General features: G+C 73.8%; 26 protein-coding genes and 3 pseudogenes. 18 read left to right on the forward strand and 11 right to left on the reverse strand.

Features of this window, described 5'->3' with window-relative positions; all coding sequences use genetic code 11:
- Positions 1-24 precede the first annotated feature (24 nt).
- Both ACWH4W_RS20275 and ACWH4W_RS20280 read left to right on the forward strand, forming a co-directional pair.
- Positions 25-228 carry an MbtH family protein gene (locus tag ACWH4W_RS20275; RefSeq protein ID WP_043505857.1) on the forward strand — a complete coding sequence of 68 codons (204 nt, stop codon included), beginning with the start codon at positions 25-27 and terminating at the stop codon, positions 226-228.
- Between the two features lie 102 nt (positions 229-330).
- Positions 331-915, forward strand: coding sequence for a GNAT family N-acetyltransferase (locus tag ACWH4W_RS20280; RefSeq protein ID WP_473077127.1), 585 nt, complete (start codon positions 331-333; stop codon positions 913-915).
- A 208-nt stretch (positions 916-1,123) separates the two neighbouring features.
- On the opposite strand, the gene ACWH4W_RS20285 is transcribed toward ACWH4W_RS20280, so the two are convergent.
- On the reverse strand, positions 1,124-2,380 hold the full coding sequence (locus ACWH4W_RS20285) for a YncE family protein (protein WP_473077128.1): 1,257 nt from the start codon (positions 2,378-2,380) through the stop codon (positions 1,124-1,126).
- A gap of 172 nt (positions 2,381-2,552) precedes the next feature.
- On the opposite strand from ACWH4W_RS20285, the pseudogene ACWH4W_RS20290 reads away from it, so the two are divergent.
- A pseudogene (locus tag ACWH4W_RS20290) lies at positions 2,553-3,192 on the forward strand (TetR/AcrR family transcriptional regulator); the annotation flags it as partial.
- A gap of 128 nt (positions 3,193-3,320) precedes the next feature.
- Here ACWH4W_RS20290 and ACWH4W_RS20295 read toward each other — a convergent pair.
- Together ACWH4W_RS20295 and ACWH4W_RS20300 are read right to left on the reverse strand one after the other, a co-directional pair.
- Positions 3,321-3,422, reverse strand: a pseudogene (locus tag ACWH4W_RS20295) (nuclear transport factor 2 family protein); the annotation flags it as partial.
- Positions 3,423-3,490: 68 nt separating this feature from the next.
- Positions 3,491-3,943: pseudogene (locus ACWH4W_RS20300) on the reverse strand (alcohol dehydrogenase catalytic domain-containing protein); the annotation flags it as partial.
- Here ACWH4W_RS20300 and ACWH4W_RS20305 point away from each other — a divergent pair.
- Positions 3,828-4,100: a type 2 periplasmic-binding domain-containing protein gene (locus ACWH4W_RS20305; protein WP_473077566.1), complete on the forward strand. Its 273-nt coding sequence runs from the start codon at positions 3,828-3,830 to the stop codon at positions 4,098-4,100. The pseudogene ACWH4W_RS20300 and the gene ACWH4W_RS20305 overlap by 116 nt on opposite strands.
- Here ACWH4W_RS20305 and ACWH4W_RS20310 read toward each other — a convergent pair.
- A complete protein-coding gene (locus ACWH4W_RS20310; protein ID WP_290003250.1) occupies positions 4,063-4,428 on the reverse strand; it encodes a nuclear transport factor 2 family protein in 366 nt (121 codons plus the stop codon). The two genes, ACWH4W_RS20305 and ACWH4W_RS20310, sit on opposite strands and share 38 nt — an antisense overlap.
- Positions 4,429-4,584: 156 nt before the next feature.
- Between ACWH4W_RS20310 and ACWH4W_RS20315 the strand changes: the two genes are divergently transcribed.
- The gene (locus ACWH4W_RS20315; RefSeq protein ID WP_473077129.1) at positions 4,585-5,121 is read left to right on the forward strand and encodes a DUF4240 domain-containing protein; all 537 of its coding nucleotides are present in this window, start codon (positions 4,585-4,587) and stop codon (positions 5,119-5,121) included.
- A 153-nt stretch (positions 5,122-5,274) separates the two neighbouring features.
- On the opposite strand, the gene ACWH4W_RS20320 is transcribed toward ACWH4W_RS20315, so the two are convergent.
- Positions 5,275-7,029 (reverse strand): ABC transporter ATP-binding protein, encoded by a 1,755-nt coding sequence (locus ACWH4W_RS20320; RefSeq protein WP_473077130.1) that lies wholly within the window; start codon positions 7,027-7,029, stop codon positions 5,275-5,277.
- A 142-nt stretch (positions 7,030-7,171) separates the two neighbouring features.
- On the opposite strand from ACWH4W_RS20320, the gene ACWH4W_RS20325 reads away from it, so the two are divergent.
- From ACWH4W_RS20325 to ACWH4W_RS20350, 6 genes are all read left to right on the forward strand, one after another.
- Positions 7,172-8,257: an S-(hydroxymethyl)mycothiol dehydrogenase gene (locus tag ACWH4W_RS20325; RefSeq protein WP_473077131.1), complete on the forward strand. Its 1,086-nt coding sequence runs from the start codon at positions 7,172-7,174 to the stop codon at positions 8,255-8,257.
- Entirely contained in the window at positions 8,257-8,886 is a 630-nt protein-coding gene (locus tag ACWH4W_RS20330; RefSeq protein ID WP_473077132.1) for an MBL fold metallo-hydrolase, read from the forward strand. Before ACWH4W_RS20325 ends, ACWH4W_RS20330 begins: the two co-directional genes overlap by 1 nt.
- Before the next feature lie 155 nt (positions 8,887-9,041).
- A complete protein-coding gene (locus ACWH4W_RS20335; protein WP_473077133.1) occupies positions 9,042-9,956 on the forward strand; it encodes an SDR family oxidoreductase in 915 nt (304 codons plus the stop codon).
- Positions 9,957-10,022: 66 nt separating this feature from the next.
- On the forward strand, positions 10,023-10,850 hold the full coding sequence (locus ACWH4W_RS20340) for an SDR family NAD(P)-dependent oxidoreductase (RefSeq protein ID WP_473077134.1): 828 nt from the start codon (positions 10,023-10,025) through the stop codon (positions 10,848-10,850).
- A 136-nt stretch (positions 10,851-10,986) separates the two neighbouring features.
- Positions 10,987-11,682 (forward strand): L,D-transpeptidase family protein, encoded by a 696-nt coding sequence (locus ACWH4W_RS20345; protein ID WP_106411075.1) that lies wholly within the window; start codon positions 10,987-10,989, stop codon positions 11,680-11,682.
- A gap of 163 nt (positions 11,683-11,845) precedes the next feature.
- On the forward strand, positions 11,846-12,031 hold the full coding sequence (locus ACWH4W_RS20350) for a hypothetical protein (protein ID WP_471586916.1): 186 nt from the start codon (positions 11,846-11,848) through the stop codon (positions 12,029-12,031).
- Positions 12,032-12,085: 54 nt separating this feature from the next.
- On the opposite strand, the gene ACWH4W_RS20355 is transcribed toward ACWH4W_RS20350, so the two are convergent.
- Together ACWH4W_RS20355 and ACWH4W_RS20360 are read right to left on the reverse strand one after the other, a co-directional pair.
- Positions 12,086-13,459 carry a S1 family peptidase gene (locus ACWH4W_RS20355; protein ID WP_473077135.1) on the reverse strand — a complete coding sequence of 458 codons (1,374 nt, stop codon included), beginning with the start codon at positions 13,457-13,459 and terminating at the stop codon, positions 12,086-12,088.
- 125 nt (positions 13,460-13,584) lie between these two features.
- On the reverse strand, positions 13,585-14,613 hold the full coding sequence (locus tag ACWH4W_RS20360; RefSeq protein WP_473077136.1) for a hypothetical protein: 1,029 nt from the start codon (positions 14,611-14,613) through the stop codon (positions 13,585-13,587).
- 24 nt (positions 14,614-14,637) lie between these two features.
- Between ACWH4W_RS20360 and ACWH4W_RS20365 the strand changes: the two genes are divergently transcribed.
- Genes ACWH4W_RS20365 through ACWH4W_RS20375 form a run of 3 tightly spaced genes read left to right on the forward strand, consistent with a single transcriptional unit; the run spans position 14,638 to position 16,986 of the window.
- Positions 14,638-15,837 (forward strand): MalY/PatB family protein, encoded by a 1,200-nt coding sequence (locus tag ACWH4W_RS20365; RefSeq protein ID WP_473077137.1) that lies wholly within the window; start codon positions 14,638-14,640, stop codon positions 15,835-15,837.
- Positions 15,830-16,555, forward strand: coding sequence for a class I SAM-dependent methyltransferase (locus ACWH4W_RS20370; protein ID WP_473077138.1), 726 nt, complete (start codon positions 15,830-15,832; stop codon positions 16,553-16,555). Before ACWH4W_RS20365 ends, ACWH4W_RS20370 begins: the two co-directional genes overlap by 8 nt.
- 50 nt (positions 16,556-16,605) lie before the next feature.
- The gene (locus ACWH4W_RS20375; RefSeq protein WP_473077139.1) at positions 16,606-16,986 is read left to right on the forward strand and encodes a PPOX class F420-dependent oxidoreductase; all 381 of its coding nucleotides are present in this window, start codon (positions 16,606-16,608) and stop codon (positions 16,984-16,986) included.
- Between the two features lie 37 nt (positions 16,987-17,023).
- Here the strand turns inward: ACWH4W_RS20375 and ACWH4W_RS20380 are convergent, their stop codons facing one another.
- Positions 17,024-17,452 carry a Zn-ribbon domain-containing OB-fold protein gene (locus tag ACWH4W_RS20380; protein ID WP_473077140.1) on the reverse strand — a complete coding sequence of 143 codons (429 nt, stop codon included), beginning with the start codon at positions 17,450-17,452 and terminating at the stop codon, positions 17,024-17,026.
- Positions 17,453-17,694: 242 nt separating this feature from the next.
- Between ACWH4W_RS20380 and ACWH4W_RS20385 the strand changes: the two genes are divergently transcribed.
- Both ACWH4W_RS20385 and ACWH4W_RS20390 read left to right on the forward strand, forming a co-directional pair.
- A complete protein-coding gene (locus ACWH4W_RS20385) occupies positions 17,695-17,862 on the forward strand; it encodes a hypothetical protein (RefSeq protein WP_473077141.1) in 168 nt (55 codons plus the stop codon).
- A gap of 374 nt (positions 17,863-18,236) precedes the next feature.
- On the forward strand, positions 18,237-19,082 hold the full coding sequence (locus tag ACWH4W_RS20390; protein WP_473077142.1) for an ATP-grasp domain-containing protein: 846 nt from the start codon (positions 18,237-18,239) through the stop codon (positions 19,080-19,082).
- 57 nt (positions 19,083-19,139) lie between these two features.
- Here ACWH4W_RS20390 and ACWH4W_RS20395 read toward each other — a convergent pair whose 3' ends face one another.
- From ACWH4W_RS20395 to ACWH4W_RS20405, 3 genes are all read right to left on the reverse strand, one after another.
- Complete coding sequence (locus ACWH4W_RS20395) at positions 19,140-21,542, reverse strand: SpoIIE family protein phosphatase (RefSeq protein WP_473077143.1); 2,403 nt, start codon at positions 21,540-21,542, stop codon at positions 19,140-19,142.
- A gap of 236 nt (positions 21,543-21,778) precedes the next feature.
- Positions 21,779-22,147 carry a hypothetical protein gene (locus tag ACWH4W_RS20400; protein ID WP_473077144.1) on the reverse strand — a complete coding sequence of 123 codons (369 nt, stop codon included), beginning with the start codon at positions 22,145-22,147 and terminating at the stop codon, positions 21,779-21,781.
- A 405-nt stretch (positions 22,148-22,552) separates the two neighbouring features.
- Complete coding sequence (locus ACWH4W_RS20405; RefSeq protein ID WP_198602382.1) at positions 22,553-23,476, reverse strand: MurR/RpiR family transcriptional regulator; 924 nt, start codon at positions 23,474-23,476, stop codon at positions 22,553-22,555.
- 236 nt (positions 23,477-23,712) lie between these two features.
- Between ACWH4W_RS20405 and ACWH4W_RS20410 the strand changes: the two genes are divergently transcribed.
- Both ACWH4W_RS20410 and ACWH4W_RS20415 read left to right on the forward strand, forming a co-directional pair.
- Entirely contained in the window at positions 23,713-23,874 is a 162-nt protein-coding gene (locus ACWH4W_RS20410) for a hypothetical protein (RefSeq protein ID WP_473077145.1), read from the forward strand.
- Between the two features lie 128 nt (positions 23,875-24,002).
- Positions 24,003-24,416, forward strand: coding sequence for a DUF3662 domain-containing protein (locus tag ACWH4W_RS20415; protein ID WP_473077146.1), 414 nt, complete (start codon positions 24,003-24,005; stop codon positions 24,414-24,416).
- Positions 24,417-24,555 lie beyond the last annotated feature (139 nt).

Here is a 24,555-nt window from a genome sequence, read left to right on the forward strand (position 1 = left end):
ACCGAGAGAGCGAGACAGCCGGACATGGACGAGAACACCCGCTACCAGGTGCTGCGCAACGACGAGGAGCAGTACTCGCTGTGGCCCGTCGACATCGAGGTGCCCGCCGGCTGGCAGCCCGTCGGCAAGGAGGGCACGGAGGCGGAGTGCTCCGCCTACGTCGACGAGGTCTGGACCGACATGCGTCCGCGCAGCCTGCGGGAGCGCATGGAGAACGCCGAAGCCTGACGCACTCGCGCGGAGGCACGGGAGACCGGGCCGGGGCGCGTCCCACTGCCGCCCGCCCCGGCCCGGTTCCGCCGTCCTCCCCGCATGCCCCGAGGAGCCCTGATGACCACACCGGTCCTGCACACCGAACGACTCACGTTCCGCCCCTACCGCCCCGAGGACGAGGACGCCTTCGTGGAGCTGCTGCGCGACGAGGAGGTCTGCCGCTGGATGGGCCAGGAACGCGTGCCCGAGGCGGACATCCGCACGCTGTTCCGCACCATCCTCACCGACATCTACCCGCAACGCCTGTTCGACGTGTGGGGGGTGTGGCAGGGGGAGACCTTCGTCGGGCACGCGGAGGTGAAGAAGACAGGCAATGTCGACGGACACGAGCTGATCGCAGCCCTCGCGCCCCCGTACTGGGGCCGGGGCCTGGGCACCGAAGTGGTCCGCGGCCTGCTGCGCCACGCCGCCGACGACCTGGGCCTGAAGGAGGCCTACGGCATGGTCGGCGCGGACAACACCCCCAGCCTGGCCATGTGCCGCCGCCTGGGCTTCCGGCACGTACGGGACGTGACCGGCGACGACGGCACCGTCACGAAGCTGCTGGTGATCTCGACGACGGACGCGTACGCCCAAGATGGTCAGACGTCCGGAAGACACCTCGAGGTGCCGTCGCACGCTTCAGATCAGCACCCGGAATGACAACCTGCCGCCGCGCTGACGGTCCGGGCCGCTTCGCTTCGGTGGAAACGGCCCGGGCCCTGCGAGTGATGCGACTCTTCCACGGACCCCCTTCCATCGGAGGTGATACGTGGCGACTACCCCTATCCGTGGGACTCACACATCCCGGAGGAGATTCGAGCGGTGGACGGGCGGTTCAGGACCATCGGCCACCCGCGTGCGGCGCGGGTCAGCCGCCCGAGGGTCCGGTCCAGCCCTCCCGCACATGGCCGAGCCGCACTCGCTGCGGGTGGTCGCCGACCGGGACGGACGCGGTCTTCTCGCCGGTCGCGAAGTCGATCGCCGTGACCCGGTCGGCGCCGCTCTCGGAGACCACGCAGGACTCCCCGTCGCCGCTGACGGTCGCCCAGTACGGCTTGGAGACGGTGACCAGCGGGCCGTGCTCGAAGGTGTCGCGGTCGACCACGGTCGCGTAGTCGTCCATGGTGCCCGCCACGCACAGCTTGGCGCCGTCGGGCTTCATGGTGATGCCGTGGTGACGGGAGTCGTTGACCCAGGTGGTGCGGTCCTCGCCGGTGTCCGGGTTCTTCGGCAGGGTCTTGACGCGGGTGATCCGGTCGGCGGCGACGTCGTACTCGAAGAAGCCGTGGAAGAACGACACCTGGAAGTACAGCTTCGACTCGTCGGGGGAGAAGGCGGCGGGGCGGACCGCGTCCGAGTACTCCTTGAAACCCGCCGCGTCCAGCCGCTCCCGCATGTCGATGACCCGGACCTGCTCGAACGTCCGGGCGTCGGCGACCGTGATCTTGCGGTCGCCCTTCGTCCAGTCCAGCCAGGGCGCGTCCAGGTCGGTGTTCACCTCGCCGATGGACATGTTCCAGATGTAGCGGCCGTCCCGGCTGAAGACGTTCTCGTGCGGCTTGTCGCCGGTCTTGAACTTCCCCACCTCCTCGCCGGTCTCGATGTCCAGCACGTGCACCGTGTTGGACGTCGAGGCGGAGACGGCGACGCGCGTGCCGTCGGGCGACACGGCCATGTGGTCGGAGCGGTAACCGGATACCGGGAAGCGCCAGTTGACGCGTCCGGTGGCCAGGTCGAGGGAGACGACGTCCGCGAAGCTGGGCCGGGAGACGACCACCGAGGTGCCGTCCGGGGTGGAGTACATGTCGTCGACGAACTGGTCGTGGCCCTCGCCGACGGTGTTGCGGATCGCCATGAAGTAGATCCAGCGGATCGGGTTGGCGTTGATCTCCGCCATCCGCTGGTCCTTGTCGGGGATCACGTTGACCCGGCCGATCCGGCCGAGGTCACCGCCGGACTCGATGACGTCGGCGGTGCCGTCCCAGTTGTTGCCCACGAACAGCACCTCCCGCAGCCCGTCGGAGGGTGCGGCCGGGCCGGCCGCGCTCGCGACGGCTCCGGGGGCGGTGAGGGTCAGGGCGACGGCGGCGGCGAGGGTGCACAGATGCCTGCTGCGGATCGGCACGGCGGGTCTCCTCTGCGGGTGGGGGGTCATGATCGGGACATGTCAAACAGGGGGAGGGGAATCCGAACAGACGCGCTTTCAGATTGAACTTACTGAAAAGTAAGGACGGTCAGGGGTTCTCCACAAGACCGCGGACACGACAACATTGCCGGGCGCGGGGAGAGGAGACCGGGTGGCGGACAGACTGAGCGCACCGAGCGGCCGGTACGCCGGGAAGTCCGCCGAGGAAGCGGAGGGCCGAGCGGCGCCGCCGCTTCCTCGACGCGGCCCTCGAACTCTTCGGCGGCGGGCCCGGCTACCGGAACACCACCGTCGCCGCCCTCAGCGAGGCCGCCGGACTGTCCACCCGCCAGTTCCACGAGGAGTTCCGCACCCTGGAGGACGTCCTCGCCGCACTGCACCTCCAGGTCAACGACTGGGCCGAGGCGGCCGTCCTCGCCGCGGCGGCCGGGACGGCGGACGCCCCGCTCGCCGAGCGCGCCGCCGCCATTTTCCGTGCCTGCGCGGCCGACGCCACCCGCGACCCGCGCCGCATCCGCATCGCCTTCGCCGAGATCATCGGGGTGAGCCCGCGCCTGGAGGAACAGCGGCTGGCCCGCCGCGCCCGCTGGGTCGACCTGATCTGCGCCGAGGCGGCCGCCGCCGTCGCCCGCGGCGAGGCCGCACCCCGTGACCACCGCCTCGCCGCGACCGGCTTCATCGGCAGCGTCAACGGACTGCTGCACGACTGGAACGCGGGATGGGTCGAGGCCACCCTCGACGAGGTCGTCGACGAACTGGTCCGCCAGCTCCTGGCGATTCTCCGTCCGCCGGAGACGCCGGAGACGCCGGGGACGCCGGAGACACCGGAGGCGGAAACGCCGCGGACGCCGACTGCGGTGGGCGCGCCGAACCCGCCGAACCCCCCCGGGCGCACCGGCGCGGACAGGTCGACGAAGCGTCAACCCGTCGGCGTGAGGTCCCCCGCGAAGGCGATCATCTGGTCGATCAGCCCCCGCCGCGGGTGGACGACGTCGGTCCCGGCGAGCCGGGGACCATCGGGTCGAGCCCCTGCGGAAGCGGGGTGACGAACCCGGCCTTGAGCAGCACGTACGGGGCGTGTCCGCCGTCGGCGACGATGCCGGTGATCACCTTGCCGGGGCAGAGAATCTGGTCACCGCGGACGCAGTGGTCGCAGGGACCGCACGAGTCGTACAGGAACTGCCCGCCCACGGCCGTCCCGACCTCCGGGAAGGTGACGCCGGGGCCGGTGGCCGCGACCACGCCGGTGATCCCGTGGCCCGGCACGACCGGGAAGCGGGCGAACGGACAGTGGCCGCGCAGCAGGGTCAGGTCGGTGGAGCAGACCCCGTATACGCGGTGACCTTCACGAGCACCTCGCCCGGACCCGGTTCGGGGACCTCCAGGTCCTGGAGGGCGAGCGGGGCGTCGGCCCCGACGGCGCCCCGTGGCGGCACGGCCCGGACGTCCACGACTGGAGGAGATCCTGGCGTACGTCCGGGCCGGCAGCGGGACGGTGCTGGTGCCCGAGTCGGGCGCGGCGGTGTTCCCGCGCCCCGACATCGCTTACGCGCCGGTCACCGACGTGGCGTCCGGCACGGTCGCGCTCGCCTGGGACGGCAACCGCCCGTCCCCGCTCGTCGACACCTTCGTGGACGCGACGCGGGCGACGGCCTCCGGTGTCACTCGTCCCACGCCTGGATCAACACCTGCCCCGTGATCTTGCCGTCGCGCAACGTCAGCATCGACTCCGAGAGCACCCGCACACCGTCCGGGTAACGGCAGCTCTCGCAGTAGGCGGCGTGATCGCCCTGCACGACGCACGCCTCCAGCGCGTGCGTCATGTCGCGGCTGTAGACGTCGTCCAGCATCGCGGCGATCTCGTCCTTGCCGTGCAGCACCTTCGGGCGGCTCGGCCCGCTGACGTGGTCCACGACGCGCAGCTCGGCGTCGTCCGCGTACAGCGACTTCAGCATGTCCGGCGTGTCCGCCTCGATGCCCCGGCGCAGGGTGTCGGCACCGAACACGGGCTGTGCCCGGGTCGTCATGATGACCCACCTCCTCGGGAGGCCCCGGCCCGGAATCAGGCCCCGTGGGCCTCACCTACGAGCGTCCTCCCCGAGACGGGCCGGGGCAAGCGCGACGCCTGGCCGGCGGGGGCGTGACGGGCTCGTTGCCAGTACCGGGCGGAATGCTCCGCCGCCATGAACAGACAGCAGTTCTGGCAGCTCGTCGAGGCGGCCCGCGGCCAGGCGCCCGACCCGGACGACGCCGGGGATGTCGTCCGCCGGGCGAGCGCGCGGCTGGCGACACGACCGGCCGCGGAGATCGCCGCTGCCCAGCAGGTGCTGTGGGACCTGAGGGCGGACTCCTGCACGAACCCCCTGTGGGCCGCCGCCTACGTGATCAACGGCGGATGTTCCGACGACGGCTTCGACTGCTTCCGTGGCTGGTTGACCGCCCAGGGGCGGGAGGTCTTCGAGCGCGCGGTCGCCCGCCCCGACACCCTGGCGGACCTGCCCGTCGTGCGCGCCTCGGCGGCCGACGGGCACTGCCTCGAGTGCGAGGAGGTGCTGAGCATCGTCTGGAACGCCCACGTCCGGGCGACCGGCCGGCGACTCGCCGGCGACGCGTTCACCCTTCGCTATCCGGAGCTGGACCCCACCTGGGACTTCGACTTCGACGACCACGCCGAGACGACACGCCGACTGCCGCGCCTGGCAGCCCTCCACCTGGAGTGAGCGCAGACGCGCGCTCGCTGAGCGGCGGGGCGGAGGTCCCCGGCGAGGAGGCGCCGACCGACGGCCGCGCACGGACCCCGGGCCCGGGGGCGCCCGCCCGCGTAGGGGTCCGCGGGGCAGGCGGGGGACCAGCCCCGCGTCCCGCGGCCCGTTTCACCCCGCCGTGGCCAAGAACTGCGTAGCGGCCAGCTCCCCGTACAACGGGTCCGACGCGACCAGTTCCCGGTGCGTCCCCACCGCCCGCACGCGTCCCGCGTCCATCACCACGATGCGGTCGGCCGCCGTCACCGTGGAGAGACGGTGGGCCACCACCAGCACCGTGGTCGTCCGCGCGACATCCGCCACCGTGTCCCGCAGGGCCGCCTCGTTCACCGCGTCCAGCTGCGACGTCGCCTCGTCGAGGAGGAGCAGGCGCGGGCGCCGGAGCAGGGCGCGGGCGATGGCGACCCGCTGGCGCTCGCCGCCGGACAGCTTGGTGCCGCGGTGGCCGACGAGGGTGTCGAGGCCGTCCGGCAGCCGGGCGACCAGCCCGTCCAGCCGGGTCGTCCTCACCACCCGGGCCAGCGCGTCCTCGTCCGCGCCGGGATTGCCCAGCAGCAGGTTGTCCCGGAGGGAACCGGACAGCACGGGCGCGTCCTGCTCCACGTACCCGATGGCCGCCCGTAGCTCCGGCAGGTCCCACTCGGTGATGTCCCGGCCGTCGACGGTGATCACGCCGGACTCGGGGTCGTAGAACCGCTCGATGAGGGAGAACACCGTCGTCTTGCCCGCGCCGGACGGCCCGACGAACGCGGTCAGTCCCTGCGGCGGCACGGCGAACGTCACCCCGTGGTGGACGTACGGCAGGTCGTCGGCGTAGCGGAACCGCACCTCCTCGAAGGCGACGGCCGCCGGGGCGGCGCCGGGCGACGGCAACGCGGCGGGCGGCGCGGCCGGTTCGGCGGGCAGCCGCAGTGCCTCCTGGATCCGGGCGAGCGCCGCGCTGCCCGCCTGGTACTGCGTGACCGCGCCGACGACCTGCGAGATCGGCGCCATGAGGTAGAACACGAACAGCAGGAACGCCACCAGCGTCCCGATGTCGATGGCGCCGGTCGCCACCCGCGCCCCGCCCACCGCCAGCACCGTGATGAACGCGAGCTGCATCGCCAGCCCCGCCGTGTTGCCCGCCGCGGCCGACCACTTGGCGGCCCGCACGCTCATCCGCCACGACTCGCGCGCCGCGTCGTGCAGCGTCCGCTCCTCCCGGGGCTCGGCGCCGGACGCCTTCACCGTGCGCAGCGCGCCCAGCACCCGCTCCAGCGAGGCCCCCATCACGCCCACCGCGTCCTGCGCCTGCCGGGACGCCCGCTGGATCCGCGGCACGATCACCCCGAGCATCGTCCCCGCCAGCGCGATCACCCCCAGCGTGACCGCCAGCAGCACCGGCTCCACGTAGCCCATCAGCACCACGGTGGCGATCAGGGTGAGGCCGCCCGTGCCCAGCCCGATCAGCGAGTCGGTGGTCACCTCCCGCAGCAGCGTGGTGTCGGAGGTGATGCGGGCCATCAGGTCACCCGGCTCGGTCCGGTCCACGGCGGTGATCCGCAGCCGCAGCAGGTACGACGACAGCGTGCGCCGCGCCCCGAGCACCACCGACTCCGCCGTGCGCCGCAGCACGTACGCCCCCACCGCGCCCAGCACCGCGTTGGCGATCACCAGCGCCGACATCAGCAGCAGCGCCCCGGTGACGGCCCGGTCCGCCGCGAGGTCGTCGATCAGCTCCCGGGCCACCAGCGGCAGCGCCAGCCCCGTCGCGCCGGTCACCAGCGACAGCACGGCGCCGCCCAGCAGCGCCCACCGGTGCGGCCGTACGTACGACAGCAGCAGCCTCCAGGCCGGCGGTCCGGACCGGTCCCCGGCAATGCTCACGAGCCCCCCTCGGCGTCGGTCGGATGTTCAGGCTACGTCGCCCGGGCGGGCGCACCGCACGGTGGGCGGCACGGCCGATCATTCCCGCGTAGGGTCGGGGGAGACGGGGGAGACGGACCCGGCCGATGAAGGAGTCAGCACCATGGCCCAGGAAGTACGCGGCGTGATCGCACCCGGCAAGGACGAGCCGGTACGGATCGAGACGGTCGTCGTACCCGACCCGGGACCCGGCGAGGCGGTCGTGCGCGTCCAGGCGTGCGGGGTGTGCCACACGGACCTGCACTACAAACAGGGCGGCATCAACGACGACTTCCCCTTCCTCCTCGGCCACGAGGCCGCGGGCGTCGTCGAGTCGGTGGGCGACGACGTCACCGACGTGCGGCCCGGTGACTTCGTGATCCTCAACTGGCGCGCCGTGTGCGGAAGTTGCCGAGCCTGTCTGCGCGGACGCCCCTGGTACTGCTTCGACACGCACAACGCGCGGCAGAAGATGACCCTGGCCGACGGTACCGAGTTGACCCCGGCGCTGGGCATCGGCGCCTTCGCCGAGAAGACCCTGGTCGCCGCCGGACAGTGCACCAAGGTCGACCCGGCCGTCGCGCCGCAGGTCGCCGGGCTGCTCGGCTGCGGCGTGATGGCCGGCATCGGCGCCGCGATCAACACCGGCGAGGTGGGCCGCGGCGACTCGGTCGCCGTCATCGGCTGCGGCGGCGTCGGCGACGCGGCCATCGCCGGCTCCCGGCTGGCCGGCGCGGCGAAGATCATCGCCGTCGACATCGACGACCGCAAGCTGGACAAGGCGCGCTCCATGGGCGCCACCCACACGGTCAACTCGCGGCAGAAGGACCCCGTCGAGGCGATCCGCGACCTCACCGGCGGCTTCGGCGCCGACGTCGTCATCGAGGCCGTCGGCCACCCCGAGACCTACCGGCAGGCCTTCTACGCCCGCGACCTGGCCGGCACGGTCGTCCTGGTCGGCGTGCCCACCCCGGAGATGAAGATCGAACTGCCCCTGGCGGACGTCTTCGGCCGCGGCGGCTCCCTCAAGTCCTCCTGGTACGGCGACTGTCTGCCGTCCCGGGACTTCCCGATGCTGATCGACCTGCACCTCCAGGGCCGCCTGGACCTGGGCGCGTTCGTCACCGAGACCATCGCCCTGGACGAGGTGGAGAAGGCGTTCGAACGGATGCACCACGGCGACGTGCTGCGCTCGGTGGTGGTGCTGTGATGACCGCCCGCATCGAACGACTCGTCACCTCCGGTCAGTTCCGCCTCGACGGCGGCACCTGGGACGTCGACAACAACGTGTGGATCGTGGGCGACGACCACGAGGCCGTCGTCATCGACGCGGCCCACGACGCCGACGCCATCGCCGAGGCGGTGGGCGACCGGCGCCTGACCGCCATCGTGTGCACCCACGCCCACAACGACCACATCGACGCCGCGCCCGCCCTCGCCGAGCGCACCGGCGCCACGATCTGGCTGCACCCCGACGACCTGCACCTGTGGAAGCAGACCCACCCGGACCGCGACCCCGACGCCTGGCTGGCCGACGGGCAGGTCATCGAGGCCGGCGGCGCCGACCTCACCGTGCTGCACACCCCGGGCCACGCACCGGGCGCGGTCTGCCTCCACGACCCGGGGCTGGCGACCGTGTTCACGGGCGACACCCTCTTCCAGGGCGGCCCCGGCGCCACCGGCCGCTCCTTCTCGCACTTCCCGACGATCATCGACTCCATCCGGGACCGGCTGCTCACCCTGCCGCCGGAGACCAAGGTGCTCACCGGGCACGGCGATCCGACCACCATCGGCGCCGAGGCCCCGCACCTGGACGAGTGGATCGCCCGGGGCCACTGAGCGGGACGGCACGCGCCCGGACGCCGCCGCGTCCGGGCGCGTGCGGGTGAATCCGCCGAGGACGCGGGTGACCCCGCGGAAAAGCCGACAGAGGATGTCCGGCTTACCCGTCACGCTTCTCGTCGACAGACGGACACGGGCACGGGAGGCCATACATGACGGAACGGTTGAGGGACAAGGTCGCGCTGGTGGCCGGGGCGACCCGGGGAGCCGGACGGGGCATCGCCGTGGAACTCGGCGCGGCGGGCGCCACGGTGTACGTCACGGGCCGCACCACCCGCGCCCGCCGCTCCGAGTACGACCGGCCCGAGACGATCGAGGACACCGCCGACCTGGTCACCGAGGCGGGCGGCCGGGGCATCGCGGTCCCCACCGACCACCTCGAACCGGCCCAGGTGAAGGCGCTCGTCGACCGGATCGCCGCCGAGCAGGGCCGCCTCGACGTCCTCGTCAACGACATCTGGGGCGGCGAGACGCTCTTCGACTGGGACGCCCCCGTCTGGGAGCACGACCTCGACAAGGGACTGCGGCTGCTGCGCCTCGCGGTGGAGACCCACGCGATCACCAGCCACCACGCCCTGCCGCTGCTGCTGCGCCGCCCCGGCGGACTGGCCGTCGAGGTCACCGACGGCACCGCCGCGTACAACCGCGACCACTACCGGGTCTCCTTCTTCTACGACCTCGCCAAGTCCTCGGTGCTGCGCATGGCGTTCGCCCTGAGCCACGAACTCGGCCCGCGCGGCGCCACCGCCGTCGCCCTCACCCCCGGCTGGATGCGCTCCGAGATCATGCTCGACCACTTCGGGGTGCGGGAGGACAACTGGCGCGACGCGCTCGGCAAGGAGCCGCACTTCGCCATCTCCGAGACACCGCGCTACGTGGGCCGCGCCGTCGCCGCGCTCGCCGCCGACCCCGACGTGTCCCGCTTCAACGGCGCCTCCCTGTCCAGCGGCGGCCTCGCCCGGGAGTACGGCTTCACCGACCTCGACGGCAGCCGCCCCGACGCCTGGCGCTACCTGGTCGAGGTGCAGGACGCGGGCAGGCCGGCCGACGTGACCGGCTACCGCTGACCCTTCGGCGCCGACAGGCCGGAAAGGACTTGCGGCGGTGATCGCCCGAGCGGCTACCGTCCTCCCATGACGACGGACACAGGGCGCTTCGCGGGGTACGGGGTTCTCATCACCGGGGCGGCACGCGGCATCGGCGCCGCCACCGCGGCACGGTTCGCCGAGGAGGGCGCTCGCGTCCTGATCGCCGACGCCGACCCGGAGGCGGGGGAGCGGACGGCGGCGGAGCTGCGCGGGCGCGGACTCACGGTGGAGTCCGTCGCCTGCGACGTGGCCGACCGGGCGTCCGTCGAGGCGGCCGTGGACCGCGCCGTACGCGCCTTCGGTTCGCTCGACGTGCTGGTGAACAACGCCGCCCACTGCACCCCCGACGCGCCCCGCTTCGAGGACGAGCCGGAGGAGGAGTGGGCGGCGGACCTGGACGTCACCCTCACCGGCGCCTACCGCTGCTGCCGCGCCGCCCTGGAACACCTGGAGGCCTCCGGCCGGGGCGCGATCGTCACCGTCGGCTCGGTCAACGGGCTCCAGGACTTCGGCGGCCACGCCTACAGCGCCGCCAAGGCGGGTCTGATCTCCCTCACCCGGACCCTCGCCGGCCACGCGGGACCCCGCGGCGTCCGGGTCAACCTCGTGGCGCCCGGCACGGTCCGCACCCGGGCCTGGGCCGGCCGGTCCGACGATCTGGCGGCGATCTCGGAGCTCTACCCCCTGGGCCGCGTCGGCGAGCCGGAGGACATCGCGGCGGCCGTCGCCTTCCTCGCCTCCCGCGACGCGTCCTGGATCACCGGCGCCACCCTGGTCGTCGACGGCGGCATCACGGCCGTCAACCACGGCTTCCACCGGGCGGCGGACCACACCGGAAGACGGCGGGCCCCGCACCCCGGGGGCCCCACGTGACCCGGCTCACGCCGAGGCATCCGGCGTGACGGACACAACGGTCCGGTCGCGGGTACAACCGAATGTCCCTCTTCGTCGTCTACCTGACAGAGTGCGCGAGCCCGCGCACGTTTCCGCGGGAAAGGCAGAACAGCTCATGGGGGAGATGCGCAGACGGGGTGTCGTCGCCCTGGGGGTCACCGCTCTGGTGGCCCCGCTCACGCTCGCGCTCGGTGCGACGCCGGCCCAGGCCGCCAGTTGCACCAAGTCGGCGGGGCCGTACCAGAAGAAGGTGGAGAAGTTCCTCGGCCGCCCGGTCGACGGCAAGCAGTCCGCCGCCGACTGCAAGGCCGTCAGGGCCTTTCAGAACAAGCACGGCATCAGGCCCAACATCGGGTACGCCGGCCCCGTGACCTGGGGCGTGATGAACCTGATGAACAAGCAGAAGGCCGTCGGGAAGAACCCGAACAAGGCAGGCGCGTGCCCCACCAACAAGGGACGCATCGCCTGCGTCAACCTCACCCTCCAGCTGAGCTGGATCCAGGACGGCAAGAAGCTCGTCTACGGTCCGGTCCCGGTCCGCACCGGGCGCGACGGCTACGAGACCCGCACCGGCCTGAAGAAGGTCTACTGGCGGAACAAGAACCACGTCTCGACCATCTACGACGTGCCCATGCCCTACAGCCAGTTCTTCGACGGCGGGCAGGCCTTCCACTCCGCCGGCGTCAGCATGTGGAACCCGCCCGGCTCCCACGGCTGCGTCAACATGACCACGACCACGGCCAAGAAGTACTGGTCGCTGCTGAAGAAGGGCGACGACGTCTACGTGTACGGCCGCAAGCCGGGCACCTGACGGCCCTCGGCGCCCGGCCCGCGGGCCGGGCGCTCCCGCGTCCCGCCGGTGTGAACTCGCCCACCTTGCACAGGAGATGGACGTGATCAGCGACACTGTCGGATTTGCCTTAATCGCCCGATAAGCGTGCGATTACTCACAGCGTCTTCACCTCGGGGGACGTATGCTTCACGGTATGTCCACCACTGTTGAACCTACCTCCGAGCGATCGGCTGCCGAGGTCAACGAGGAGATCCGGGCCCTGTGGCTCCGGTCGGGCGGGACACTCAGCGTCGAACAGCGCGAGGAGTACCAGCGCCTGGTCCAGGAGTGGGCCTCGGCCCTTCCTCCGGCGGCCGAGGCCGCCTGACCGGCCTCGGCACCACGATCGGGCACCCGTGGGCGCACGGGTGCCCTTCACGTCTCACCCCCAGGTCGCCGAGTACTGCCGCCGGTACGCCTTGCGGTCCTGCTCGGTCCTGATCCACCGCGACGCCACCAGCGCCACCAGGCTCCCGCCCGTCACCAGCAGCCCCGGGCCCACGTTCCGCGGGTCGGCCAGCCGCGACACCAGCGTCGACGGGTCCGGCAGGATGCCCCGCACCGGCGCCGACGAACCCGGCCCGGCCGCGTCCGGCGCCGCCACGCCCTGCGCCTGCGACGGCGCCGGGTCCTCGCCGTCCGCCCCGGGCGCCACGAGCAGCTTCAGATCCAGGTCCGCCAGCGCCTTCGTCACCGGCTGGAAGTACGTCGTGCCGCCCGAGCGGCAGTCGCCGCTGCCTCCGGAGGTGACGCCGAGCGCGATCCCCTCGGAGAACATCGGCCCGCCGCTGTCCCCGGGCTCCGCGCACACGTCCGACTCGATCAGCCCGCCGACCGTCCCCTCCGGGTAGTTCACCGTCACGTCGAGCGCGGTCACCTCCCCGTCGCGCAGCCCGCTGGTGCTGCCGCTGCGGAAGACCCGCTGCCCCACCGTCGGGTCGGCCACCCCGGTGATCCGCACGCCCTTGCCGCCGCCCACCGCGACCACCCCGGCGTTCTCACCCGCCAGGCCGCCCTCGTACGCGATCAGCGAGTAGTCGTCGCCCGGGAAGCTGCCGCCGACGGTGGTGCCGATCCTCCGCCGGTCCCCGTCGCCGGAGAACCACACCGACCCCCGCGGCCCGCAGTGTCCGGCCGTGAGGATGAACTCCCGCTCCCCGTCGGTGACGTTGAACCCGGCCGAGCAGCGGCCGGCCGTCGACAGCACGGGCAGCCCTCCGTTGAGGCGGGTGGTGAAGACGCCCCCGACCCGTTCCATGCGGACGAAGTCGCCGATGCCGTCGGCCACATCGGTCAGCGCCGACCAGTCGTCCGCGGACACCGTGCTGTCCCCGCGCACCACCACCTGGTTCGACCGGTAGTCCTTCAGCCAGGCCGTGCCGGGCACCCGCGGCGCCGAACTCAGCGTTCTCGTCGCGGAGTCGAAGTCGTCCATGCTGTGCCGCACCACCTTCGGCTCGGCGCCCGCCGCCCGCACCTCGGCCGCCGCCTCCGCGTCGGTCACCGCGACCACCGTCCGGCCGTCGGAACCCACCCAGGCGCCCGCCGTGCGGGACGTGCCGAGACGCCGGACCAGGGCGGCGCCCGGCCCTGCCGGGGCCTCGTCCGCGGGGGAGACGGTGGAGAACGGGACGGCGTCGGGCGTGCCGGGCTCGCTCGCCACGGCGTGCGTGACCATCGTGCCGCCCAGCAGGAGTCCGCCGACGGCCGCCAGCCGTGTCACTCGCCGGACCACCCGTCGTCGTGCGTGCCTCATGTGCATGGCTCCAGAACCTCGACGGCGCGGTGCGCGCACCGCGGGGGCCTCCCTCGGGCCGAGCGCCCCCTGTCCATACGGCCCCGGAGCCCGTCGTGTTCAGCGCGGGCGCCACCGCGTTCGACTCAGCCGCCCGTCCGCACCGCGGAGCCGGGCGCGGGCAGGCCCAGTGCGGCCGCGGTGCGGGCGTCGCCCCACACGGACGCCGGGCCGGCGTAGGGGCGCAGCAGCGCGATGAGCCCCGGGTCGCCGTCCCCGCGCAGCGCGTCACCGGCCGCCTTGCGGGCGATCCCGGCGAGGAAGTCCGCCAGCTGCACCCGCGGGTCGTCCCGCGCGGCGACCAGCCGCACCTCCGCCAGGGCGACGCCGGACCGCCGGGCGGTCTCCTCGATCCACGCGAGGCGCCCGGGCGTCAGCAGGTTCTGCCGGTCGTGCACCAGCCGCACCGGCCGGCGCCCGCGCCCGCACCAGTACGCGGCCGTGGCGACGATCGCCGGAAGCAGCGGATTGAGCACCGGGATGCGCGTCGCCGGGCCGTCGAGCAGCCCCGCCCGGTACGCCTCGGCCCGCCCGCGCCCCGCCACCAGCCGCTCCAGCACCGGGCCCGCGTCCGTACCGGCGTACACCCGGCACAGCTCGTCCAGGGTCTCGAAGAACAGCGGCACCGAGGACCCCGGCTCCGCCCCGTTGCGGGTGCGCAGCAGCCGGTTCGCCACGGACAGGAACCGCTGCCGGTCCTCCGCCCCCAGCGCCTCCCGGCCCGTGCGGTACACCTCCGCCGCCGCTCCCGGGTCGCCGAGGAGCACGGAGGCCAGCCGGTCCACCACGAAGAACGACTTCTCGGTGAGGTGCACGCACGCCGCGCCGTGCAGCGGCCCGCCCGGCGCGAGGAACCACTCCAGCACCGCCCGGTGCCTCTCCCGCAGCAGATGGGCCGCCTTGTACTCGGAGGCCGGGGAGCGGATCCGGTCGCGGATCTCCCGCAGGGCGCCGGCCGCGGCCGGCACGGGGACGCACACCCCGGCGTGCGCGAACACGTCGGTGTTCCCGCCGGTCAGGTTCTCGCCGTCCGACCCCGACTCGTCGCAGGCGATCTCCAGGGCCGTCCCGTCACCGTCGCCGGGCGGCGCCGCGACATCCTGATGTGGTTCCACACCACGCCCCCTATCGTGTGCTGCATGACCAGGATCCCGCACGACACGTCCGGTGAACCGAATCCCCTCGAGGCCCTTTCCCTGGAGCAGCTGCGCCGCCGCACCAGCATGAAGTGGCGGACCCACCCCGACGACGTCCTGCCCGTGTGGGTGGCCGAGATGGACGTGGCGCTCGCGGAACCGGTCGTGCGCGCGGTCACCGACGCGATGGTGACCGGTGACACCGGGTACCCGGCCGGGACCGCGTACGCCGAGGCGCTGGCCGCCTTCGCCGGCAAGCGGTGGGACTGGCCCGGGCTCGCCGTGGAGCGCACCGCGATCGTGCCGGACGTGATGCTGGGCGTGGTGGAGATGCTCCGGCTGGTCACCGGGCCCGGCGACCCGGTCGTGGTGAACCCGCCGGTCTACCCGCCCTTCTACGACTTCGTGCGGCACGCGGACCGCCAGGTCGTCGAGGCGCCGCTCGGCGCGGACGCGCGGCTCGACCCGGACGTCCTGGAGCGCGCCTTCCGGGAGGCGACGGCCGGCGGCGAGCGGGCCGCGTACCTGCTGTGCAGCCCGCACAACCCCACCGGCACCGTGCACACCGCAGACGAGCTGACGGTGGTGGCGGCACTCGCCGAGCGGTACGGCGTACGGGTCGTCGCCGACGAGATCCACGCGCCGCTGGTGCTCGGCGGGGCACGGTTCGTGCCGTACCTGAGCGTGCCCGGCGGCGAGCGCGGCCTGTCGCTGATGTCGGCGTCCAAGGCGTGGAACCTGGCCGGGCTGAAGGCGGCCCTCGCCGTCGCCGGGCCCGGTGCGGGCGACGACCTGGCCCGGATGCCGGAGGTGGTCGGCCACGGTCCGAGCCACGTCGGCATCCTCGCCCACACGGCCGCCCTGCGCGACGCCACCGGCTGGCTGGACGCCCTGCTGGAGGGCCTGGACGCCAACCGCCGGCTGCTCACCGAGCTGCTCGCCGAGCACCTGCCGGCCGTCCGGTACCGTCCGGGTGATGCCACCTACCTCGCCTGGCTCGACTGCCGCGGCCTCGGCCTGGGCGACGACCCCGCCGCGGCGTTCCTCGACCACGGCCGGGTGGCGCTGACCGGCGGACTGCCGTTCGGCGCGGGCGGCGCGGGCCACGCCCGGCTGAACCTCGCGACCTCGCCCGAGGTGCTCACCGAGGCGGTGCGGCGGATGGCGGCCGCCGTGCGCGCGGCGGGCGGCACGCGTGCCTGACGCCTCCTTCGCCCACCCGCGCCTCGCCGCCCTCCACGACCCGCTCGACCCCGACCGCGGCGACCTCGACGCCTATCTGCGCATGGCGCGGGAGTCCGGCGCCCGTACGGTGCTGGACATCGGCTGCGGCACGGGCGTGTTCGCGCTGCTCCTCGCGGACGAGGGCATCGACGTCGTGGGCGTCGACCCCGCCGGCGCCTCCCTCGACGTCGCCCGCGCCAAGCCGGGCGCCGACCGGGTCCGCTGGATCGAGGGGGACGCCACGGAACTGCCCCCGCTCGCGGTCGATCTGGCCACCATGACGGCGAACGTCGCCCAGGAGATCACGGACCCCGGTGCCTGGCACGCCACCCTGCGCGGCGCCCGCGCGGCCCTGCGCCCCGGCGGACGCCTGCTCTTCGAGACCCGCGACCCGGCCCGGCGCGCGTGGGAGACCTGGACCCGCGAGCAGTCGTACGTCACCGCCGACGTGCCCGGCGCCGGCCGGGTGGAGAGCTGGCACGAAGTGACCCGTGTGGACGGCCCGTTGGTGACGTTCCGTACGACGTACGTGTTCGCGTCGGACGGGGCGGCGCTGACCTCGGACTCGACCCTGCGCTTCCGCGAGCGGGAAGAGATCGAGGCGGACCTGGCGGGCCACGGCTACGTGCTGGAGGAGGTGCGGGACGCGCCCGACCGCCCCGGCCGGGAGCTGGTGTTCGTCGCCCGCCGCCCGTAGGACCGGACGGCTCCCGGCGGGACACGCCGGAGTCGGCCTAGACTTGGGGCATGGACGACGCGTTGCGGGACCGGCTCGGCACGGGGAAGTACCTGCTGCTCACCAGCTACCGGAAGAACGGCACGCCCGTCGCCACCCCGGTGTGGGTGGTGCGCGACGGCGACGCGCTGGGCGTGTGGACCGTGGCCGACTCGTGGAAGGTCAAGCGGATCCGCGCCCGGAAGGACGTCCTCGTGGGCCCGTGCGACCTGCGCGGGAACCCGACCGGCGACCAGGTCCCGGCCACCGCGGAGATCTGCGACGCGGCCACGACCGCCCGCTACCGGCAGCTGATCGCCCGCAAGTACGGGCTGACGGGCCGCCTCACCCTGCTGGGCAGCCGGCTGCGCCGGGGCCCGGACGGCACGGTGGGCATCCGCGTCACCCTCTGAACCCACGCACCCGATACGGCCGTTGACGCCGGAACTGTCAGGTCCAGGCCCGCAGCGGCTCGTCCACCAGCTGGAACACCGGCTCACCGCGCACCGGGTCCTCGGCCGTCGACAGCCGCACCCGGTCGCCGCTGTGGATGCCGATGGGAGGGCCCATGACCCGGCCCCGCACCACGAACCCCTCGGCCATCTCTATCAGCGACACGTTGCGCGCGGCGGGGGTGTTGCGGTGCAGCACCGTCGAGTGGCGCACCGTGCCGAAACCCGCGCTGCGCTCCGTCCGCAGGTCGCTGCCCTGACACACCGGGCACAGCAGCCGGTGGTACATCGCCGTGCCGCACCAGGTGCAGCGCTGGAAGAGCATGGCCTCCTGATCACCGCTCCGCGACTCGGGGCCCTGCGGTTCGAGCAGGCGCGTCGTGGAGCCGGCTGCCCGCTGAGCGACGCTTCCTGAGAAGTGGTACACGCTGGTCAACTCCCTGCACTCGGCCGGACTTCCACGTGCACGGTCCCGCCCGGGCACGCGCCTGCCCGGTGGCCGTGCCACCGCGCACGGCCACAGGTTATGGCACTGAGTGCCACGAGTAAAGGCACTCAGTACCCTCTTTCTTCGGGGCGAGGCCGCTTCCTGGGATGTCCGGCACGTGACGCGTCTGAGTCCACGAGAGCCGGGCATACGGGCAACACCTCTACGGAAGGAGCTCGTTCATGCTCGGCATGGTCGCGGCGGTGCTGTTCTTCATCGCCTTCCTGATCAACGCGGCGGAGATCGGGACCAACGACGTGTTCTCCTCGGTGAACGTGATGCTGCTGGGGCTGACCGCCCTGGCCCTGCACGTCGCCGGCGTCGGGGCGGGCCGGCCCCGCAGACGCTGACCCGCCCCGACGCCGGGGGCCCGGCGCACACGCGCCGGGCCCCCGCTCGTCAGTCGCAGGCACGGGGGTCGGTCCACAGCTGACACCGGCCGGCGCGCTTCGCGTCGCAGCCCAGCGACTCCAGCCGGTCCGACCGGGCGACGACGCCCGCCGAGCAGGAGCTGGAGCCGAGCCGGCCGGCCTCCGCCCACCCCCGGTCGCCGCCGTCATGGACGCGCGACGCGTCCGTGCCCCAGGTGACCCCGCCACAGGCCAGCCCTTGGCGTCCAGCCGTCGCCGGTGGCTGACGGGGACGCGGCGCCGGTGACCGTGTGGCTGTGCGTCAGCTTCGGAACCGTCCCTAGGATCGACGTACGCCGCCCCGAGGAGCCCCCATGCGCGCCACCCGCCCCCGCATCCTGTACGTCACCGACCTGGCCTACCCGGCCCGGGGGCGGCGGTACTGCGACGAGGACATCTTCCTCACCTCCCGGCTGCGCGAGGAGTTCGATCTCGCCCTGTGCCATCCGCGGGACGCCGCCGCCCTGATGGGCGGGTTCGACGCGGTCGTGGTGCGGAACAGCGGGCCGGTGCTCGGGTATCCCGACGCCTACCAGGAGTTCCGCGCGCGGGCCCTCGCGACCGGTACGCCCGTCTACAACCCGCTCACCGGGCGCGGGGACATGGCCGGCAAGCAGTACCTGCTGGACCTGACCGACGCCGGGCTGCCGGTGATCCCCACCGTCGGCCGGCCCGAGGACCTGCACCGGCTGCCCCGCGCGGAGCGGTACGTCGTCAAGCCGCGGCTCGGCGCCGACTCGCACGGGCTGCGGATCGTCCCCGCGGCCGAGGCGTCCGCCCCCGCCGACGGCGACGTCCTCGTGCAGCCGTACATCGACTTCGCCTACGAGGTGTCATTCTACTTCGTCGACCAGGACTTCCAGTACGCCCTCCACGCCCCGGACCCCGCCGCGCGCTGGCGGCTGGAGCCCTACCGGCCCACCTCCGGCGACCTCGGCTTCGCCCGGCGGTTCATCGAGTGGAACACCCTCGGCCACGGCATCCAGCGGGTCGACGCCTGCCGGGCGCCGGACGGGGAACTCCTGCTCGTCGAGCTGGAGGACCTCAACCCCTACCTGTCGCTCGACGCCCTCGACGACGCGACCCGGGACGCGTTCGTCGCCGCGATGACGGCGTCCCTGCACCGCTTCCTGCGCGCGACCGAGGGCGCCCGGGGCTGAACCGGCCGGGCCCCGGTCACGTGCCTCCCGCCGCAGGCGGTTCGCCTCCCCGTGCGGTCACTCCCGCGGCACGCGGATGTCCAGCACGCACACGTCGTCCCGCCGCTCGTCCTCCAGCATCACGTCCAGGAGGGTGCCCAGGGAGCCCGGGGTGTCCTCGGGGTGGGCGGCCGCGGCGTCGGCGAGGCGGGTGAGGCCGGTGTCGATGTTCTCCGGGGGGCGCTCGACCAGGCCGTCGGTGTACAGGAGCAGGCGGTCGCCCGGTTCGAGGCGGTGCTCGGTCTCCTCGAAGTACGGGGCGGAGGTGGCGCCCAGCAGCATGCCCTGGGGCCGCCGCAGATACGTCGCCTCACCGCCGCGCAGCAGCAGCGGCGGCGGGTGACCGGCCTGCGCCCACACCAGCCGGCGGTCCGCCGCGTGGTAGCGGGCGATGACCATCGTCGCGGTGCCGTGGGCGTCCCGGGAGTGCAGCAGCAGCGAGTTGAGCCGGGACAGCGCGCCCCTCAGCGACGAGCCCGTGCTCACCATGCCCTTGGCCGTGAAGCGGAGCTGCGCCATCGTGGCGACCGCGTCCACGCCGTGGCCGGCCACGTCCCCGACGACGAACAGGGCGTCCCCGTCGGGAAGTTCCACGGCGCTGAACCAGTCGCCCCCGACGTGTATGCCGGCCTGCGCGGGCAGATAGGCGACCTCGACGCGCAGCCCGGACAGGTCCACGACCTTGTCGGGCAGCGGCAGCAGCGCGTTCTGCAGCCGGGCGACCAGGACCCGCTCCGACTGGAGCACGTCGTGCTGGGTGAGGTTCACCCGCTCGCTCTCCACCAGCGCCAGTTCCGCCCGCCGCCGCGCGGTCAGGTCCTGCACCACCCCGTGCACCTCGACCGGGGTGCCGTGCGTGTCCGCCACCACCTCGGCGACCAGCCGCAGATGCCGTACGCCGCGCCCGCCGCGGACCCGGAACGGCGCGTCGAACGGCCGCCCCTCGCGCAGCAGGGCCTCGACGGCGGCCCCCAGCGCCGGCCGGTCCTCGGGCAGCGCCAGACCGGGGACGTCGGCGAGCCGGGCCGGTCCGTCCGCCGGGTCCCGGTCGAGGATCGCGAAGACCTGCGCCGACCAGGACACCTCCTCCCGCGCCAGGTTCCAGTTGGCCCAGCCGATGTTGCCGAGCCGCTGCAGCTCCGCCAGCCGCTGCTCCTGCCGGTCCGAGGAGGCGTGCCGCAGCCAGGTGACGACCAGCGCGTCCTCCAGCCGCGTCACCCGCACCGAGTAGGTGGCCAGCTCCGTGACCCCGTCCACGGTCTCCTGGTGCGCGAACGGCTCGCTCTCGTACGGGCCGCCGCCCTCCAGGGTGTCCAGGCAGCCCTGCCACATCGGGACGTCCGTGAGGTCGGGCCGCACCTCGCGCAGCCGCCGTCCGGCCGGGTCGCCCGAGGATCCCCCGAGGAGGTCGGCCGCCTGGACGGTGGCCGCGTCGACGCGGAAGTCCTCCACGTCGCCGGAGGCGCCGGTGACGGGCGTCAGCAGCATCGCCGGAACCGGCAGCGCCGCGAACAGCGACCGGACGGCGTCCGTCTCGGCGTCGGAGGGCGGTGCCGCCGACGAGGTGAAGGTGCGCACGCGTCCCGCGCACAGCCGGACGACGCCCTCCAGGTGTGCGCGGTCGCGCGGGGTGAAGACGCCAGGGCGTCCGCGCAGCACGCCGACGCACACGTCGGAGCCGTCCCCGGCGCGCAGCGGCAGCCAGACCCGGGACCGCCACTGCTCGGGCGGCTCGCCGATCAACAGGTAGCGCCTGCTGTCCTCGGAGTAGTCCTCCAGCCAGCGCGGCTCGCCCGCCAGCAGGGCGTCCGCCATGGCCATCCCGCTGGACGGGGGCACCTGACGCCAGCGGGCGGCGAGCCCGTCGTCGATGCCGGAGTGCCCGGCCAGCTCCAGGCCGCCGCCGGAGCGGCGGACGTAGATCATCACCGAGTCGGCGCCCAGGTCCGGGGCGAGATGGTCCCGCAGGCACTCGGCGAGCGCCTGGTGCGTGTCCACGTGGACCAGGGCGCGGCCCAGGCGGCCCAGGGCGTCGGCGACGTCGTCGGGCCCGGCGAAGGGCGCCGGCGCGTCCGTCGCGGACATGACGGCCGCCGCGTCCCCGGGTGCGCCCGACGGGCGGGAGACGACCGCGTCCCCGCACGGCCGGGCGGGCGTCACCTCACCCAGGGTGATCCAGCACTCCTCCAGCAGGGTGCGGCGGGCGGCTTTGGCACGCTGGTACAGGATCTCCTCGGCGGCGTCCGCGGTGCAGCCGGACAGAGCCATCACGACGCCCTTGGCGCGCTCCACGACCGTCGTCGTCGCGGCCTGCTCGCGGAGCCGGTCCATCTCGGCGCGCTGCTGGGCGACGACCCGGGCCAGTTCGACCACGTCCGGGACCGTGCCGGTCCCGACCTGGGCAAAGCGATCGCTCTTCACGCACCGAGCATTGCACACCCGCGCGTGTCCGTTGACCGGCTTGTCACCACGGACTGCCGGTCCGCGCCGGTCGGCGGCGGCCCGGACGCGACCGCGCGGAGGCGGGGCGGCCCGCACCGGCGTGGGACCGGCCGGGCGGGCCCGTACACGGGGTGTACGGGGTCCGCGCGCTCCATGCGCGGAGCGCGCGGGGGCGGGGCGGCGGTCGCGGGACCGGGCCGCCGGACCGGGCGCGGTCAGCGGGCGCTCCCGTCCAGGGCCTGGGTGACCGCCCGGACGCTCCGCGCGATGTGCTGGAGCTGCGTCAGCTCGGCCGCGTACAGCTTGATCGTGTGCTCGATGACACCCTCGTGCAGACCCAGCCGGGGCAGGTCCGCGCGGGCGGTCCGCAGCGCGGTGCGCGCCACCCGTATCTCGTGCTCGACCTGGATCCGGGCGTGCCGGGCCAGCAGCACGGGGTGCCGGACGAACGCCGGGTAGCTCGCGTAGCGTGCCGGGACCAGCTCGCGCAGCCACTTGGCCGCCGAGCGCTCCCAGTCGTAGCTCCCGGGGGTCTTGACCTGGCGGGGCCAGTCGGGTCCGAGGCGCGTGGACGTCACAGGCATGATCTTCGCTTCCGGGTGTGCGGCGCCGCCGGCGCGGGCGACGGGGTGGGGCGGCCCCGGTCCAGGGCGCGACCGGGGCCGCCACGGGTGGCCGGGCAGGGGAGGCCCGGCCGAACGCCCCGGCCGCCGGTACGGGTGGGAGCCGGCGGCCGCGGGCGTTCGTGCGGGTGCCCGGGGGAGACCGGTGCGGTCGGCCACGGCGACGGGTGCGTGCGGCGCATGGCGGACTTCCGGGCAGGCGGGTGAGGCGGACGGAACGCGGTCCGGAGCGGCCGGGGCCGCGATCCGTGAGCAGTATTTATATATGCCGTCCGCTTGGCAAGACGCATGAAAACATTCATGCCTGATCGCGTCGCGTGACGCGCCGGAAGCGGCCCCGGACCCGGTCCCGCGGTGAGCGGGGGTTCAGTCCCGAAGGAAGAACCGGTGCTCGTCGGCGACCTGCTCGTAGTCCTCGAGCCGGGCCTGCGTCCGCTCCGGGTCGGCGTCCGTCATGGCCTGCAGCAGCGCCGCGCACATCACGCCGGGGGCCGCGTACGAGTCGAAGACCAGGCGGGAGCCGGTGCCGGTGGCGAAGGTGACGTCCGCCTCGTCCGCGAGCGGCCCCAGCGCCAGGTCGGTGATGAGCGCGACCTTCAGCCCGGCGCTGCGCGCGACCCGCACCGCCGTCAGGGTCTCCTGCGCGTGGCGCGGCATGGAGAACGCCAGCACCCACGTCCCGCCCGCTTCCCGGGACTGCAGCAGGGCGTCGTAGGCCACGCTGCCGCCGAGCGTCACCAGCCGCACGTCCGGGTGGATGCGACGGGCGGCGTACGCGAAGTACTCGGCCAGTGAGACGGAGATGCGCAGGCCCAGGACGGTCAGCGGGGTGGAGGCGGACAGGGCGCGGCCCGCCTCGATGACGCGGTCGGTGTCGGCGAGGTCCCGCCGCAGGTTCTCGAGGTTCTCGATCTCGGCGTCGACGGCCGCCTGCAGTTCGTTGCCGCGGTGCTCCTCGGTCTGGCCGGCGCCGGCGGACCGGGTGCCGAGAGTGATCGACTGGAGCTTCTCCCGCAGCGCCGGGTAGCCGCTGAAACCGACCGCCGAGGCGAACCGGGTCACCGAGGGCTGGCTCACCCCGGCCCGGTCCGCGAGATCGGTGATCGACAGGAACGCCGCCTCGGTGATGTGCTCGATCAGGTACTGCGCGATGCGCCGCTGGCCGGGGGAGAGCCGGGGCCGGTCGAAGAGGGCGCGGAGCTGGGCCGTCGGGGACGGCTCCGTCTCCGGACCCGCCTTGGCCGAGGTGATCGCGTATGCCTGTGCGCGTGCCTGCTGCGGCGATGGCACCGGTACGTCTCCCTTGTCTCCCACGAGGGTTCAACATAGCCCACCCCTCGCACGACCAGCGCCGTCGCCGACGGGGGCCGGCCACGGGGCGGGGCCGGCCAGCTCCGGGGAGGGACCGCTCCGGCTTCGCGGGGGATATCCCCGCCCGCTCAGGGAACCCGCCGACTCAGCGCTGCACCGCGACACCGCGACACAGCGACATCGCAACCCCCTGCAAGACGAGGAGCACCGCGGACATGACCGTCCCCGAGGAGAACCGGCCGAAGACGCACGACACCGACGAGGTCCTCGAGCAGCACCGCGAGGATGACACGCAGGCGCAGGGCGGCACCGGCCGGACCATGCGCGAGGCGCTGGAGGAGGCCGAGATCCGGCCCGACGACTACGAGGAGCGGTAGGTCGTGCCGCTCGGATCACGCCGCGGGCGCGGGGGCCGCCGGCCCCCGCCCTGCGGCCTGGTCCGAACGCCATGACCGCCGCCCCGCCCACCCCGTCCCGACGCGACCGAGTTTCGGCAGGTGACAGTATGAGCGCCCTGAGCGCGCTGGAAGCGGCACTGGAGAGCCGATGGGAGGCCCTGTGGGCGCGGATGTTCGGGCGTGATCCGCTCGAACTCGCCGACGCCCTGCGGCGCGAGTGCGACAGCAACGCCGTGGTGTGCCGTGCGGGGCGGGTCATGGTCCCCAACGCCTACGAGGTCGAGCTCGCCGAGCCGGTGCACGAGCGGCTGACCCGGCGCGGCGACAGTGTGGGCCAGGTGCTCACCGACCGGCTGGCCCGGCACGCCGCCCGCAACGGCTACGAGTGGGCGGGCCCGCTCACCGTGCACGTGCGCCGCTCCGCCGAGGTGCCCAACGGCCGCTACCGCGTGGCGAGCACGGTCATGCGGCACGTGAGCGCGGTCGGCTTCCGGCGGGCGGCCCGGCCGGGCGAGGGCTGAGGACGCCGAGGACCCGGCGCGCGACGCCGCCTCACCTCCGGCAGACGGTGATCGGGTTCCCCGCCTGACCGGTCCGCCCGCCGCTGTCGATCAGTCCGCCCGGCCGCCCGGTCGCCTCGGCCGCCGCGGAGTCCGACAC

Source organism: Streptomyces sp. DSM 120436 (assembly GCF_055778765.1).